General features: G+C 73.4%; 11 protein-coding genes and 1 pseudogene. 5 read left to right on the plus strand and 7 right to left on the minus strand.

What is annotated here, in order from left to right; all coding sequences use genetic code 11:
* Nucleotides 1-86: 86 nt before the first annotated feature.
* Nucleotides 87-416, minus strand: a pseudogene (locus tag ACZ3IJ_RS24135) (hypothetical protein); the annotation flags it as partial.
* Nucleotides 417-922: 506 nt separating this feature from the next.
* Between ACZ3IJ_RS24135 and ACZ3IJ_RS24140 the strand changes: the two are divergent.
* Nucleotides 923-1,603 carry a PhzF family phenazine biosynthesis protein gene (locus tag ACZ3IJ_RS24140; RefSeq protein ID WP_467471321.1) on the plus strand — a complete coding sequence of 227 codons (681 nt, stop codon included), beginning with the start codon at nt 923-925 and terminating at the stop codon, nt 1,601-1,603.
* Nucleotides 1,604-1,670: 67 nt separating this feature from the next.
* Here the strand turns inward: ACZ3IJ_RS24140 and ACZ3IJ_RS24145 are convergent, their stop codons facing one another.
* Together ACZ3IJ_RS24145 and map are read right to left on the minus strand one after the other, a co-directional pair.
* The gene (locus ACZ3IJ_RS24145; RefSeq protein ID WP_391797691.1) at nt 1,671-2,321 is read right to left on the minus strand and encodes a biliverdin-producing heme oxygenase; all 651 of its coding nucleotides are present in this window, start codon (nt 2,319-2,321) and stop codon (nt 1,671-1,673) included.
* A 113-nt stretch (nt 2,322-2,434) separates the two neighbouring features.
* Nucleotides 2,435-3,292 carry a type I methionyl aminopeptidase gene (map, locus tag ACZ3IJ_RS24150; protein ID WP_467471325.1) on the minus strand — a complete coding sequence of 286 codons (858 nt, stop codon included), beginning with the start codon at nt 3,290-3,292 and terminating at the stop codon, nt 2,435-2,437.
* 58 nt (nt 3,293-3,350) lie between these two features.
* On the opposite strand from map, the gene ACZ3IJ_RS24155 reads away from it, so the two are divergent.
* Nucleotides 3,351-3,581, plus strand: a complete 231-nt coding sequence (locus tag ACZ3IJ_RS24155; RefSeq protein WP_391797693.1) for a hypothetical protein — start codon at nt 3,351-3,353, stop codon at nt 3,579-3,581.
* Between the two features lie 96 nt (nt 3,582-3,677).
* On the opposite strand, the gene ACZ3IJ_RS24160 is transcribed toward ACZ3IJ_RS24155, so the two are convergent.
* Both ACZ3IJ_RS24160 and ACZ3IJ_RS24165 read right to left on the minus strand, forming a co-directional pair.
* Nucleotides 3,678-5,048, minus strand: a complete 1,371-nt coding sequence (locus ACZ3IJ_RS24160) for an MFS transporter (RefSeq protein WP_467471328.1) — start codon at nt 5,046-5,048, stop codon at nt 3,678-3,680.
* Nucleotides 5,049-5,176: 128 nt separating this feature from the next.
* Complete coding sequence (locus ACZ3IJ_RS24165; protein ID WP_467471330.1) at nt 5,177-5,779, minus strand: hypothetical protein; 603 nt, start codon at nt 5,777-5,779, stop codon at nt 5,177-5,179.
* A gap of 120 nt (nt 5,780-5,899) precedes the next feature.
* Here ACZ3IJ_RS24165 and npdG point away from each other — a divergent pair, with 120 nt between their 5' ends.
* Nucleotides 5,900-6,598: an NADPH-dependent F420 reductase gene (gene npdG, locus ACZ3IJ_RS24170; RefSeq protein ID WP_391797696.1), complete on the plus strand. Its 699-nt coding sequence runs from the start codon at nt 5,900-5,902 to the stop codon at nt 6,596-6,598.
* A gap of 24 nt (nt 6,599-6,622) precedes the next feature.
* Nucleotides 6,623-6,865: a hypothetical protein gene (locus ACZ3IJ_RS24175; protein WP_383170017.1), complete on the plus strand. Its 243-nt coding sequence runs from the start codon at nt 6,623-6,625 to the stop codon at nt 6,863-6,865.
* Between the two features lie 117 nt (nt 6,866-6,982).
* Here the strand turns inward: ACZ3IJ_RS24175 and ACZ3IJ_RS24180 are convergent, their stop codons facing one another.
* Both ACZ3IJ_RS24180 and ACZ3IJ_RS24185 read right to left on the minus strand, forming a co-directional pair.
* Nucleotides 6,983-9,706 (minus strand): patatin-like protein, encoded by a 2,724-nt coding sequence (locus ACZ3IJ_RS24180; protein ID WP_467471333.1) that lies wholly within the window; start codon nt 9,704-9,706, stop codon nt 6,983-6,985.
* Nucleotides 9,707-9,799: 93 nt separating this feature from the next.
* Nucleotides 9,800-10,594 carry a site-2 protease family protein gene (locus tag ACZ3IJ_RS24185; RefSeq protein WP_467471335.1) on the minus strand — a complete coding sequence of 265 codons (795 nt, stop codon included), beginning with the start codon at nt 10,592-10,594 and terminating at the stop codon, nt 9,800-9,802.
* A 91-nt stretch (nt 10,595-10,685) separates the two neighbouring features.
* Between ACZ3IJ_RS24185 and ACZ3IJ_RS24190 the strand changes: the two genes are divergently transcribed.
* Nucleotides 10,686-14,390, plus strand: a complete 3,705-nt coding sequence (locus ACZ3IJ_RS24190; RefSeq protein ID WP_467471419.1) for an AfsR/SARP family transcriptional regulator — start codon at nt 10,686-10,688, stop codon at nt 14,388-14,390.
* The last annotated feature ends 1 nt before the right edge of the window (nt 14,391 follow it).

The following is a 14,391-nucleotide window of genomic DNA, read 5'->3' on the forward strand; positions in this document are numbered from 1 at the left end:
AACGGGGCGTCCAGTGATTCGTCTCTCACGTTTCCTCCCCGCTCACGAAAGGATCACGGAGCGCCCAACGGTGCCCCATGGCAGGGTCAATCACGGGTCAAGGGGCCGGTTTTGTCCGTTTCGGTGTCTCCGGCGCCGGGTGCGGCCCTGCGCCGGGGAACGACGAGCGGCACCCCGGTCCCCGGGTGCGGGAGGACCTCCAGCGGCTGCCGGTACACCCGGCTCAGGAGCGCCTCCTCGAAGACCTCGGCCGGTGGCCCGTCGACGGCGATCCGGCCGCCGTGCAACACCCCGACCCGGTCCGCGTGCGCGGCCGCGAGCCCCAGGTCGTGCAGGACGACCACGACCGCGACGCCGGCCGCCGCCCGCTCCCGGCAGACGCGCAGCACCAGTTCCTGGTGGCGCAGGTCGAGCGCTGGAACAGTACGGACGGCCGCCGTCCCGGGAACGGGGTCGTCACCCTGAAGTCCGTCCCGACCAGGACGGTCGCGCTCACCGTGTACAGAGACGCCACGCTGCCGCCCACGACCACGGGCGGCTCGACCACGGGCGGTGGAGGCACCGTCGGCGGTTCCGGCTCCCTCGCCGCCGGCGGCGCGGACGTCCCGACCGGCACCCTCCTCGCCACCGCCGGCGCCACCGCCCTCGCGGGCGCGGCCGTGGTCTTCGCGGTCCGCCGCCGCACGACGGAGTCCTGACCCTCCGACAGCGCCACCTCCGGCCAGGCCGCACCCCGACATCACGGGCGCGGCCCTGCCGCGTGCCCGGCCGGCGTACGGGGCACGCGACTGTTCCGCGAGGCCCGCTGCGGGCCTGTGCGCCGCGTCGAAGGCCGGGCTGCGCGGGAGATGACGGACGGCCGCAGCCCGGCCGATTCCCGGGGGACCGGCGGAACGGGACGCGTGGATGCTTGAATTCCGCCATGAACACGACCGCGACGACTAGCGCCACCGACCTCGACGTCCTGCGCGTCTTCTGCGCCGGCGACGGCCGGTACGGCAACGCCCTGGGTGTCGTTCGGGATGGGCGCACGTGTCCCGACGAGGCGTCCCGGCAGGCACTCGCCAAGGAGCTCGGGTTCAGCGAGACCGTCTTCGTCGACGATCCCGAGCGGGGCGTCGTCGACATCTACACGCCCGGGACGCGGCTGCCGTTCGCGGGCTACCCGTTGGTCGGAGCCGCCTGGCTGCTCGACCTGGAGGTCGTCCGCCCGCCCGTCGGCGAGGTGTGGGTGCGCGGGGACGGGGAGTTCACCTGGGTCGAGGCGCGGGCCGAGTGGGCTCCTCCGCGGACCCTGCGCCGTTACGGCTCCGCCGCCGAGGTCGACGCCCTCGACGTGCCCGAGCCGGGGTCCTGGATCTATGCCTGGGCCTGGGAGGACGAGGCCGCCGGGCGGGTCAGGGCGCGCGGCTTCCCCGGCCGCGGCGACGGCATCGACGAGGACGAGGCGACGGGCGCCGCGGCCCTGCTGCTCACGGCCGAGCTGGGCCGCGCGCTGAACATCACGCAGGGCCGGGGGTCGCAGATCCTCACGGCCCCCGGCCCCGACGGAGTGATCGAGCTGGGAGGGCGGGTCCGCCTCGAACGGACCCGCACCCTCTGAGCCTCACGCGCTCACGCGCTCACGCGCTCACGCGCTCACGCGCTCACGCGCTCACGCGCTCACGCGCTCACGCGCTGAGCGGGAACTCGACTCCCAGCTCGCGGAAGACCGCCCCGTTGAAGTCGAACGCGCGCTTGCACTCGTCGATGATCCGCTGCTTCTCCAGGTCGTCGGCGTTCACCCCGTCGAGCAGCTCCCGGTACCCGCGCTTGAACGCCGCCGGGTTCGCGATCTCCTCGAACACGTAGAAGCGGACGCCGTCGCCCTTGCGCGCGAAGCCCCACGTCCGCTCCGCCTTGTCGCGGATGATCTGGCCTCCCGAGAGGTCCCCGAGGTAGCGCGTGTAGTGGTGCGCCACATAGCCGGCGGGCCACTCCCGCGCACACTCCGCCACCCGTGCCGCGTACGCGGCCGTGGCGGGCAGCGGGGTGAGCCCCTCGCGCCAGTCCGGCCCCCGCAGATGGGCGAGGTCCTGCTCCAGCGCGGCCGTGCGGAAGAGCTCCGGCTGTATGAAGGGCCCGGCGACCGGGTCGTCCTTCAGCGCCTCGGCACCCTCCTCCAGCGCGCGGTACACGAACCACAGCTGCTCCGTGTACCGCGTGTAGGCGTCCACCGCGAGGCGCCCGCCGAGGAGGTCGCTCATGAAGGTCGACGTCTCGGCCTCGGTGTGCTGCTCGTGAGAGGCCGTGCGGATGAGCGTCGAGAAGGGCGTGTCCAAGGCGTGCCTCCGGGCCGATGGGGACGGGAACCTGCTGCGATATTGCTACTTAGGCTTACCTAAGTCAACTGGTTCCCGACGTCGTGTCGGTAAATGACTACCCCCGGAGCGGGTCAGGGCAACGTGAGAATCTCGGCCCCGGTCTCCGTCACGACGAGCGTGTGCTCGAACTGCGCCGTCCGCTTCCGGTCCTTGGTCACGACCGTCCAGCCGTCGTCCCACATGTCGTACTCGTGCGTGCCCAGCGTCAGCATCGGCTCGATGGTGAACGTCATACCGGGCTGGATGACCGTGGTGGCGTGCGGGGAGTCGTAGTGCGGGATGATCAGCCCGGAATGGAAGGACGAGTTGATGCCGTGCCCGGTGAAGTCGCGCACCACGCCGTAGCCGAACCGCTTGGCGTACGACTCGATGACCCGGCCGATGATGTTGATCTGCCGGCCCGGCTTGACCGCCTTGATGGCCCGGTTCAGGGACTCGCGGGTGCGCTCGACGAGCAGCCGGGACTCTTCGTCCACGTCCCCGCACAGATAGGTGGCGTTGTTGTCGCCGTGGACCCCGTTGATGTACGCCGTGACGTCCAGGTTCACGATGTCGCCGTCGTTCAGGACGGTCGAGTCGGGGATTCCGTGGCAGATGACCTCGTTGACCGAGGAGCAGAGCGACTTCGGGAAGCCGCGGTAGCCGAGGGTGGAGGGGTACGCTCCATGATCACACATGAACTCGTGGGCGACCCGGTCCAGCTCGTCCGTGGTGACACCCGGCGCGATGTGCTTGGCGGCCTCTTCCATCGCCTGCGCGGCGATGCGGCCGGCGATGCGCATCCGCTCGACGGTGTCGGAATCCTGCACCTCGGGCCCCGTGTACGGGGTGGGGGCGGGCTTCCCGACGTACTCGGGACGGCGGATGGCTCCCGGAACGGAGCGGTGGGGGGAGAGCTCCCCCGGTACGAGCAGTGACTGGCCAGACATGTCAGTGAGTCTAACGACCGCGTCTGGGGCAGCATGGCCTCAGAGGAAGGAGCCGACGATGGCCCTGTTCAAGAAGCGCACGGTGGGCAAACCGGGCGAGTGGTACTACTGCCTGGAGCACAAGAAGGTCGAGGAGGGCCCCGAGTGCCCGTCGAAGAACCGTTTCGGACCGTACGCCACCCGTGAGGAGGCGTCCCACGCGATGCAGACCGCGCGGGACCGCAACGAGGAGTGGGAGACGGACCCGAAGTGGCACGACGCCCCGAAGCAGGGCGAGACCCCGGACTAGGGCCTGACCTGAACGACGGGCCCCGGCGCCCTGGGGCCGGGCCCCGGCGCCATCGGACCGGGCCCCGGAACAGCACCGCCCCCGGCCCATCCGCCCTCAGGCGGCCGGGGCCCCGGTCCCGGCCCCCCGCGCACCACGTGCCCCCTCCGCTTCCTCAGGCCCCTGTGCCCCGTGCGCCTTTCGCGCCTCGCGCGCCTCCCTTTCCGCCTGCGCGGTCCTGTGGCGCAGCGCGTCCTCGTCCGTCTCGGAGTCGTACCGGAGGAGCTTGGGCAGGGCCAGGCAGAGCAGCCCCACCGAGGCCACGCACGCCACGCCGCCGGACCAGATCGCCGCACGCGTCCCCGTCCAGCCCGCCATGGCACCCGCCCGGACCTGGCCCAGCTGCGGACCCACGCTGTAGGAGAGCACCTCGATGCCGGCGAGCCGGCCGCGCAGCTCCTCCGGGATCGTCTGGTTCCAGATCGTGGCGCGACCCAGACCGCTCGCCATGTCGCCCGCGCCCGCGAAGGCCAGGCAGAGCAGCACCAGCCAGATGTTCGAGAACCAACCCGCGGCGGCGATCGCCAGCCCCCAGGCGGTGGCCCCGCACACGACCAGCCACCCGTGCCGGCGGATCCGCGAGGTCCAGCCGCTGGTCAGGCCGAGGACGAGCGAACCGACCGAGCCCGCCGCGTACATCAGGCCCAGCGACCAGTCGGCGTCCAGCTCGTCCGCGAGGAACGGGAAGATCGTGTTCGGGAACGCGAAGAACATCGCTGCCAGATCGATCGCGTACGTCCCGAGGAGCACCGGCCGCGACCAGGCGTAGCGCGCGCCCTGCGCGATGCCGCGCAGCGAGGGCTTGTCGGCGTCGTGCGCGGGTGGCGCGGGGGAGAGCCGCAGACACAGCAGTACGGAGACGAGGAAACCGGCGATCGTCACGGCATAGGCCGGAGCGTGCCCCGCGTACGCCACGAGCAGACCCGCGAGGGCGGGGCCGGCGATGGTGCCCATCTGCCAGCGCAGCGAGTTGAGAGCCGCCGCGGCGGTCTGCATGTCGTGCGGCACGATCCGGGCCAGCAGCGAGTCCAGGGCCGGGCGCTGAAGTCCGGCGAGCGCGGAGACACCGGCGGCGACGACGTACAGCGGCCAGAGCATCGGCTCGGGCAGAGCCGAGTTCAGGAGCAGCAGCAGGGCGAGCAGCGCGAGCCCGGACTCGGTGGCGACGAGGACCTTGCGCCGGTCGACGGCGTCGGCGAGCGCGCCGCCGTAGAGCCCGAAGACGACCAGGGGGACCAGCTCGACCGCGCCCATCGCGCCGACGGCGAGCGGAGAGCCGGTCAGATCCTTGATCTGCAACGGCAGCGCGATCATCGCCACGGCGCTGGAGAAGAAGGCGACGAGCCCCTGGACCCAGAGGAGCCGGAAGTCGCGGGAGGAGCGCCAGGGCGCGAGATCGGGCAGTACGGCGGAGAGCTTCGAGGTCACGAGGTGCCATGCTCCGACCGCCACGACGCGCCCGGCAACCGAATTACGGCCACCGGGGCCACCGGGGCCACCGGGGTCCCCGTACTACGGGGCCCCGGACGACGGGGACCTCCACGTCGACCGTTGGGCTACCAGCGTGCCGGGGGCGGAGACGTCAGATGGTCCGCCAGGAGCGAGAGGCGGTCCCGGAAGCGGCGCCGCCCGCGCGGGGAGGGCAGGCCGTTCTCGCCGGCCGCCGCGCTCACCAGGTGCTGGACCGTGTCGAGATCGACCTCCGCGCCCTCCCGCACCGTCAGCGTCTCGTGCGCCAGGCCCCGGACCTCCGGATCGCCGCCGTCGAGCGAGAGCACCGTCGCCCCCGCCCTGCGCGCGTCGTGGACCCGCTCCAGGACACCCGCGGCGGGCCGCTCCGGCGCCACCATCAGCAGCGTCGCCCCGCGCCTGGCCGACTCGAGGCGGCCGAGGCCCACCGCCAGATGCGCCGGATCCCCCGGCCGCACCTGGTGCCGTACGAGCGTCGGCGTCAGCTCGGGCCGGCCCGACCAGGCCGCCTCGTCCACCAGATGCGCCGCCAGGTGCCAGGGCTCGTACCCCTCCGTCCCCACCAGCAGCAGCCCGCCCCCGTGCGGGACGACCGCGGAGCGGAGCGACCCCGCGAACCGGCGGGCCGCGGACGGCCACTCCGTCCCGGCGAGCACTTCCCGCAGCAACGCGACGCGTACGGCATCCATGGGGCCGCATCCTGCACCAGCCGGGCCGTGCGGGGAGGGCGCTCGCCGACGGTTCCACCCGAACGGGAAGTTGCACCCGACGCGAAACGGATGGGCTGACCGGCCAGTAATGTCGAGGCCATGACTACGACTGACAGCAAGCCCGCCCCCAAGGACCCCTGGGACCTCCCCGACGTGTCCGGCCTCGTCGTCGGCGTCCTCGGCGGCACCGGCGACCAGGGCCGCGGCCTCGCCTACCGTCTCGCCAAGGCCGGCCAGAAGGTGATCATCGGCTCCCGCGCCGCCGAGCGCGCGCAGACCGCCGCCGACGAGCTGGGCCTCGGCGTCGAGGGCGCCGACAACGCCGAATGCGCCCGCCGCAGCGACATCGTGATCGTCGCCGTGCCCTGGGACGGGCACGCAAGGACACTGGAGTCGCTCCGCGACGACCTCGCGGGCAAGCTCGTCGTCGACTGCGTCAACCCGCTCGGCTTCGACAAGAAGGGCGCCTACGCGCTCAAGCCCGAGGAGGGCTCCGCCGCCGAGCAGGCCGCCGCCCTGCTCCCCGGGTCCCGGGTCACCGCGGCCTTCCACCACCTGTCCGCCGTCCTGCTCCAGGACCCCTCGATCGACGAGATCGACACGGACGTGATGGTCCTCGGCGAGGAGCGCGCCGACGTCGAGATCGTCCAGGCGCTCGCCGGCCGCATCCCCGGGATGCGCGGCGTCTTCGCGGGCCGGCTGCGCAACGCGCACCAGGTCGAGTCGCTCGTCGCCAACCTGATCTCGGTCAACCGCCGCTACAAGGCACACGCGGGGCTCCGGGTCACCGACGTCTGACCACGTGCCCGGACGGACCGGGGCATGGGGGACACTGGACGGGCACCGTCAGCCGTACCCGGACAGGAGCCGACCCCCATGCCCCGCCTCGCTCTGTACGCCCTCGCCGTCTGCGCCCTCGCCGTGGCCGCGGCCGTCGTCTCCTTCGTCGCGGGCATGTGGCTGGGGATCGTCTGGGTCCTGCTCGCCGGCCTCTCGTCGAACATGGCCTGGTACTACATCCGCCGCGCGAAGGCCGACGCCGCCCGCGCCTCCGAGCCGGCGTAGGCCCTGTCTTTCGGATCATGCCGGGCTCGCGACGCCTGGCACGCGCGCTCCAGACGCCGCCCCCTGATCCGGCCCGATCCCAAAGACAGGCCCTAGCCGCCCCGGCACGCCCCCGCCCTAGCCGGTCTCCTGGTCCACCCGCTCCCGTGCGGCCTTCTTCGCGAGCCGCCGCTCCCGGCGCCGCCGCCTCCGTGCGGTCCACCGGCTCAGCACCACGGTGACCAGGAACTCCAGCAGGAACACCAGGGGCACTCCGACGCCGGCGACGACCAGCATGAGCCAGTCCCAGTCGTCGGGCCAGAGCCACTCGATCAGCGCGGCGATCCCCAGGGCGCCCGTGACGGCGACGCCGTACGTCACGACGGCCGCCCACATCGTCCATTGCAGCGCCGCGGCGGGGTTCCTGGTGACCCGTCCCCACCACAGCCAGCGTCCTGGCAGGCCGGCGATCCGGGAGGGCCACGGCCAGTGCCACGGGGGCACCTTGCGGCCGAAGCCCCGCCAGAACATGGTCCGGCCCGCGTCGGCCCAGGCCCCCTGGATCGGCGAGCCCTTGCCCACCAGGACGCTGAGCACGGCTTCGAGCATCCGTCCCGCGGTGTTCCGCCCCTGTGCGGTCCTGAGATAGTCCGTGAACAACTTCCTGTCGTCCGGTTCGGCGAGCTCGTCGAGGTTGCGGCTCATCCGCTCGAGGCCGATCTCGGCCCCGAGGATGGACTCGTGCAGCTCCAGCTCCAGGGAGCGGCGCTCCCGGTGGTTCGCGACGAACAGGCGCAGCAGGTGGTGCGCCCCGTCGAGCCGCCCCCACGTGAAGTCGGACTCGCGCCATTTCGGGTCGACGAAGGCCCCGAAGTGGTCGAGGCGGACGCCGTACAGCTTGCGTTCGCCGAGGGGCGCGTACTTGTCCAGGGGGAATGCCGGGCTGTGCTCGTCCGGACCCAGCCGCAAGAACTCGAACTGGGGCGTGTGCTCGATCAGCTCCTCCGGGGAGGAGAAGGACTGCGCGACCACCTCCGCCACGAGGCAGGCCTTCAGGACCGTCCGCTCGCGCTCCCCGTCGGGCCGCTCGGGGGCTCCCGCCCCGGAGCCCGCCGTCGCCCTGACGTAGGCGCCGACGGCCGTCTGCACCTGCTCGCCGAGGACCCGCCCCAGACCGAGGTCCTTGTAGATCGTGTTCATCGTGGCGATCGGCCCCCGGTCGGCGACCACCTTCCTGCGGGCGGGATCGCCGCCGGCCGTGTCCGCGTTGCGCAGCAGTCCGAACACGCGGTCGGTCACGGCGTGCACGGCCCGTACGCAGGTGCTCAGCTCCTCCAGGGCCCGGCCGAGGCAGCGCTCCTCGCGCTCGCGTTCCTCGGTCTCCTCGACGGTCGGAGCGCAGGGCGGCAGGGTCCCGTTGCGCCGCGTCTCCTTGAGCCGCCTCTCGATGTCGGCCGCGAGCGTCCACACCAGACGTTCGACACCGTGGACACCCCACTCCCAGCGGTCCGTCACGGGGTTGCCCAGTGCGCCGGCGGACCTGGGCACCCACCCCGTGGGCGGAGCGCCGTTCTCGAGGATGGCCTCGGCGTTCTCCTGCGGGATGCCGACCAGGGAGCGGACACCTCGTCCCTCCTCCCGCAGCTGCCGGATCTTCCACGCGGCGGCGGTGATGCGGCTGTGCCGGTACTCGGTGAAGAGCTCTTCGGCGACGGTGAGCAGGGCCTCCCGCTGGGCTTCTCCCGTCTCGGGGGCGAACTGTCGCTCGAAGAGCTCCTGGTGGCGGGTGTGGGAGTGCCGCCCCATGTGCTCGCGCAGTTCGGTCGTGCCGGTGCGGAAGTCCGCCTCGCGCGGGTAGTTGATGGCCGTGCCGAGGACCGACGGCCATTCGGTGGCCTTGCGCGGAGGCCGGTTCTCCACATGGCGCTGGGCGACGCCGGACGAGGGCACCACGAAGACCAGGACCCGCCGCACCGGGCCCTCCACCCGGCGGTCCGAGATGGCTTCGAGCACCGGCCCGAAGGGGGCGTTGTTGAGCAGGCCCCCGTCGACGATCCAGCTGGCCCGGTCCCGGCCGCGGCTCGGGATCTGGGGGTGGGGGCGCACCCGCTGCTCGAGGAGGGGCGACTCGTCGACGGGGGCGAAGGCCAGTGGGAAACCGGCCGAGGCGCGGGCCGCCAGACTGAGCCGGTCCAGGATGTCGTCGTCCAGGAAGTCCCTGCGGGCCTGCGGCTCGGTCTTCCAGACCTCGCACGGGGCGGCGGACTTGCGGAAGACGACCGCGTCCGGATCGTGCTGGAACTTGTAGATCCTCCGGTGGTCCGCCACGTCGAAGCGGCCGCCGAAGCCGTCCTGGAAGTCCTCGGGCACCCCGTCGAGCGCGGTCGCGGTGACGAAGAGCGTCACCGGCTCGGCGTCGCGCTCGCTGGAGCCCATGCCGTTCAGGATGTCGCCGATGGTGTCCTGGAAGAACCGGCCGTCCAGAACACTGTTGTGCGGCGGCTTCCTCAACAGCTTGTCGTCGTCGAGCGCCGCCGCGTTCCGCCAGGTCTCACGAAGGTTCGGCAGCGCCGTTCCCCGCCCGATGGCGGCCGCCAGCAGGGAGCCGTTGAGGCCCCCGGCCGACGTGCCCGCGATGACGTCCACGAGGACGTGCGTGTTCGCCCCGTGGACGACGCGCTTCCACAGCTCGAAGACAGGCCGGTCGCGGGGGTCGACGTACTCGGGAGGCAGACCCGAACGGACGGCGCGCGAGGCCCGTCTGAGCAGGTCGATCTCGTGCGTGACCCCGCCCATCCAGACGGCCAGGCTCACGCCGCCGTTGAGGACGAGGGCCAGACGTGTCTGCTCCAGAGCCGCCATGTCTGCAGTATGCATATAGGTGCATATGCACCCGTCATGTCCGGGGTGTGTCCGCCGCCGGGTATCGCCCGGGCGGCGGAACGAACGGGGCCCTCAGACCTCGCAGAGCTCCGGCGTCTCCTGCCAGAAGCGGTAGAGGTTCGAGCCGCAGTAGCGGGAGAGCTCCGGCACGCCGAGCGCCCGCATCAGCGCGTCGATCGTGTCGAAGAACGCGCCGTTGACCGCCGGGACGAAGAGCAGCGCGATCACCACGAAAAAGCCGTAGGGCGCGTACGGCTCGATCTGCCGCTTGATCCGGTACGACAGCCAGGGCTCGACCACCCCGTAGCCGTCGAGGCCCGGCACCGGCAGGAAGTTCAGCAGCGCCGCCGTCACCTGGAGGAACGCCAGGAACGCGAGCGCGTACCGGAACGCGAGCGGGACGCCGTCCAGGGCGTCCAGCCAGAACGGGGCCGTACAGACGATCGCGAACAGGACGTTCGCCAGCGGGCCCGCCGCCGAGATGAGGCTGTGCTTCCAGCGCCCCTTGATCCGGCCCTGCTCGATGAAGACCGCGCCGCCCGGCAGACCGATGCCACCCATGATCACGAAGAGCACCGGCAGGATGATGCTCAGCACCGCATGGGTGTAGGCGAGCGGGTTGAGGGTGAGGTACCCCTTCGCGCCGACCGTGATGTCCCCGCCGTGCAGCGCGGTCCGCGCGTGCGCGTACTCGTGCAGACAGAGCGAGACGATCCACGCCGAGGTCACGAAGAGGAAGATCGCCACCCCGGGGGAGGCGGCGAAGCCGGTCCACACGGCCCAGCCGGTGACCGCCATGACGGCGAGGATCGCCAGGAAGACCGGGCTGATCCTGCGCTCGTGCCTGCGGGTGGTGGCCGTGGTCATGGGCGGGACTCCCTGGGGCGATGGCGAGGTCTGTGCGGGAAACGTGCCGGGGCGGGGGTGAGTTCCTGGGACGATCCCCGGCTCACGGAGAATAGGGCCTGTGCGCTATTCCGTCCTCGGTCCGGCCCAGGTCCACACCGCCCACGGCACCCCCGTCGCGCTCGGCGGGGCCCGCCTGCGGGCGCTCCTGACCGTGCTGGTCCTGCGGGCGGGACGCACGGTGCCCGTCTCCGTCCTCGTCGACGAGGTGTGGGCCGGGGACCCGCCGGCCGACGCCGCCGCCGCGCTCCAGGCCCTGGTCGGGCGGTTGCGGCGGGCGCTCGGCCGGGACGCGGTGGAGTCGTCCCCCGGCGGCTACCGGCTGGTGGCCGCCCCCGACGACGTGGACGCGCAGCGCTTCGAACGGCTGGCGGGCGAGGGGGTACGGGCCCTGGGCACCGGCGACCCGGGGCGCGCGGCAGGGCTGCTCGACGAGGCCCTGGGACTGTGGCGGGGGCCCGCCTTCGCCGACCTGCCCGACCGCACGGCGGAGGCGGCCCGCTGGGAGACCCGCCGCCTCGACGTGCGCCGGGCCCGTTTCGAGGCGGCGCTCGCGCTCGGGGAGGGGTCGTCCGTCCTGCCCGAACTCGCCGCCCTGTGCGAGGCGCACCCGCTCGACGAACCCCTCCAGGCCCTGCGCATCCGGGCGTTGCGCGACACGGGTCGCGCGGCGGAGGCGCTCGCCGCCTACGAGGCCGTCCGCCGCGAACTGGCGAACCGTCTGGGCACGACCCCCTCGCCGCTCCTGACCGCCCTCCACGCGGACCTCCTGTCCCCCGGACAGGAGCGGGACCACGACACCGCGGGACGGGGCGGATCCGGCGCCCGCGGGCCCCACGCGACCACAGTCCCGTCGGCCACCGGCTCGGCGCCGGGCGAGCCCGGAGGGGCCGCCGAGCCGGCGGGGGCGGGTGGGACCGGGGGTCCCGCGGGGACCGCGAGGCGCGGGGGCTCCGGCGCCCCGACGGTCACGGGGCAGGGCCCCGCCGGTGGTCCCGGCGGGACCCCGGATGCGTTTCCGCCGGCTCCCGGCTCCGGACCGGGTGCGTCCAGCCCCGCTACCGGGGCCACCGGAGCCGGGGTCGCGGCCTCCGGGGGCGGGGCCTGGCGGCCTCGGGAAGTGCTCTCCGGGCAGGCCCTCGCCGATGGGGGGCCGTCCGCCGTGCCGGCCGCCCGCCCCGGCAACCTGCGGGCGCGGCTCACGAGTTTCGTCGGGCGCGAGCAGGACATCGCCCAGCTCCGGGACGACCTGCGCGGGAGCCGGCTCGTCACCCTCCTCGGCCCCGGCGGGGCCGGGAAGACCCGGCTCTCGCAGGAGGGCGCCGAGCGCGCCGCCGACGCCGGTGCCTGGCCCGACGGCGTCTGGCTCGCCGAACTCGCCCCCGTCACCGACCCCGAGGCCGTCGTCGAGGCCGTGCTCGGCGCCGTCGGAGCGCGCGAGACCGTGCTGCGCGGCGCGGGCGCGGAGGAGCTGCGCGGCACCGACACCCCCCTCGGCCGCCTCGTCGAGCACTGCGCCGCCCGCCGCCTGCTGCTCGTCCTGGACAACTGCGAACACGTCGTGGACGCGGCGGCCGCCCTCACGGAGTCCCTCCTCGCCCGCTGCCCCGGCGTGACCGTCCTCGCCACGAGCCGCGAACCGCTCGGCGTCCCCGGCGAGTTCCTGCGCCCGGTGGAGCCGCTGCCCCCGGCGAGCGCGCTGCGCCTGCTCGGCGAGCGGGGCGCCGCCGCCCGCCCTGGCTTCGACCCGGACGACGACCCCGAGGCGTGCGCCGAGATCTGCCGGCGCCTCGACGGCCTCCCGCTCGCGATCGAGCTCGCGGCGGCGCGGCTACGCCTGCTGACACCGCGCCAGATCGCCGACCGCCTCGACGACCGCTTTCTTCTGCTCACCTCGGGGGCCCGCACCGTCCTGCCCCGCCAGCAGACCCTCCGCGCGGTGGTCGACTGGTCCTGGGACCTGCTCGACGCGCCCGAACGGGCCGTTCTGCGCCGCCTGTCCGCGTTCACGGGCGGCTGCGACCTGGAGGCGGCGGAGGCGGTCTGTACGGAACCCGCCCCCACGGAACCCGTCCCCACCGAACCCGTCCGCACAGCCGGCGCGCCGCGCGCCGAGATGCTCGACGTACTCGGCTCGCTCGTCGACAAGTCGCTGGTCGTCGCCGCACCCGCCGATGACGGAACGATGCGCTACCGCCTCCTGGAGACCGTCGCCGAATACGCCGGCGAGCGTCTCGACGAGGCGGGGGAGCGCGCCGAGACCGAGCGGCGCCACCTCGTCCACTACCGCGAACTCGCCCGCGTCACCGACCCCGAGCTCCGAGGCGGCGGCCAGCGCCGCGCCATGACCTGGTTCCGTACCGAGTACGACAACCTGCGCACCGCGCTGCGCCGCGCCGTCGCCGTACGGGACGAGCACGAGGCGCTCGTGCTCGTCCACTGTCTCGTCTGGTACTGGCAGCTGCGCGATCTGCGCGCCGACGCCCTGCACTGGGCGGAGGAGGTGGCCGCCCTCGGACCCGACCCCTTCGCGCCGCCCGCCACCCCCGCCGTACCGCTCCACGAGCCCTGCACCGCCGCGCCGCCACCGCTGAGCGAGGAGCAGCTCCTGGAGGCCCGCAGAGGGGTGCGGCTGATCGAGCTGCTCAACATGGACTACGAGCGGGGCGGGTGGACCAGCCTGGAGGGCACGGAGCGGCTGCGCCGCATCAACGCCGTCTACCGGCCCGGGCTTCCCCAGACCTGCCGGCTGCCCGGCTCCTTCGCCGTCTTCGCCGTCCTGCTCGTCGGGGAGGGCGGCAGGATGCGGGAGGTCCTCGACGCCACGGTCGAGGCGTGCCGCACCTACGGCTACGACTGGGAGCTCGCCAACGCCCTCCAGACCCGCGCCAACCTGCTGGCCAACCGGTCCGACCTGGCGGCCGACGCGGCCGCCGACGCCGAGGAGAGCCTGAAGATCTTCGTCCGCCTCGACGACGCCTGGGGCGCGGCCGAAGCGCTCTCCTCGCGCGGCGAGGCACGCGAGCGACAGCGCCGGTACGAGGGAGCGGCCGAGGACTTCGCCGCGGCCATCGGCTACGCGGAGCGGATCGGCGCCCAGACCCAGAAGGCCGTGCTGCGCGCCCGCTACGCGGACATGCTCGGGGTGACCGGCCGGGCGAAGGAGGCGGAGGCGATCCTCCGCGAGGTCCTGGCGGACGGCGAGAACCGCGGACACGAACCGGCGCTCGCGGCCCGGCTGTTCCTGGCGATGCTGCTCGGCCGCACCGGCCGCACGGCCGAGGCCCGGCAGCAACTGACCGTACTGCTGGAGGACTTCAGCTCGGAGACGCTGTCGATCTTCGCCGGGTTCACCCTCGGCAGCCTGGCCTGGCTGGACAACCTCGACGGTCGGTACGCCTCGGCGCTGACCCTGGCCCGGGAGGCCCTGGACCGGTCCCTGGGCACGCTCTCGCTGATGGTCGCCCCGCAGATGCCGGCCCTCCACGTGGTCACCGGCGCCTGGGCCGTCGCCGGTCTCGGCGGGCCCGGCGCGACCGTCGGCGCCCGGCTGCTCGGTGCCGTGCCGGGCCTGCTTCCCGAGAGCCATCTGCTCTCGCCGCCCGAGCGGGAGAACCTGGAGCGGGCCACGGCGCTCGCCCGGTCCGTCCTCGGCGACGAGGCCTTCGAGGCCGCGTATGCCGAAGGCGGTGGCCTCTCCCTGGAGGAGGCCACCGCCCTGCTCGCCCGCGCCGACGCGATCGACGGGCCCGTCTAGG

It is taken from the genome of Streptomyces sp. NPDC013317 (genome assembly GCF_055563155.1).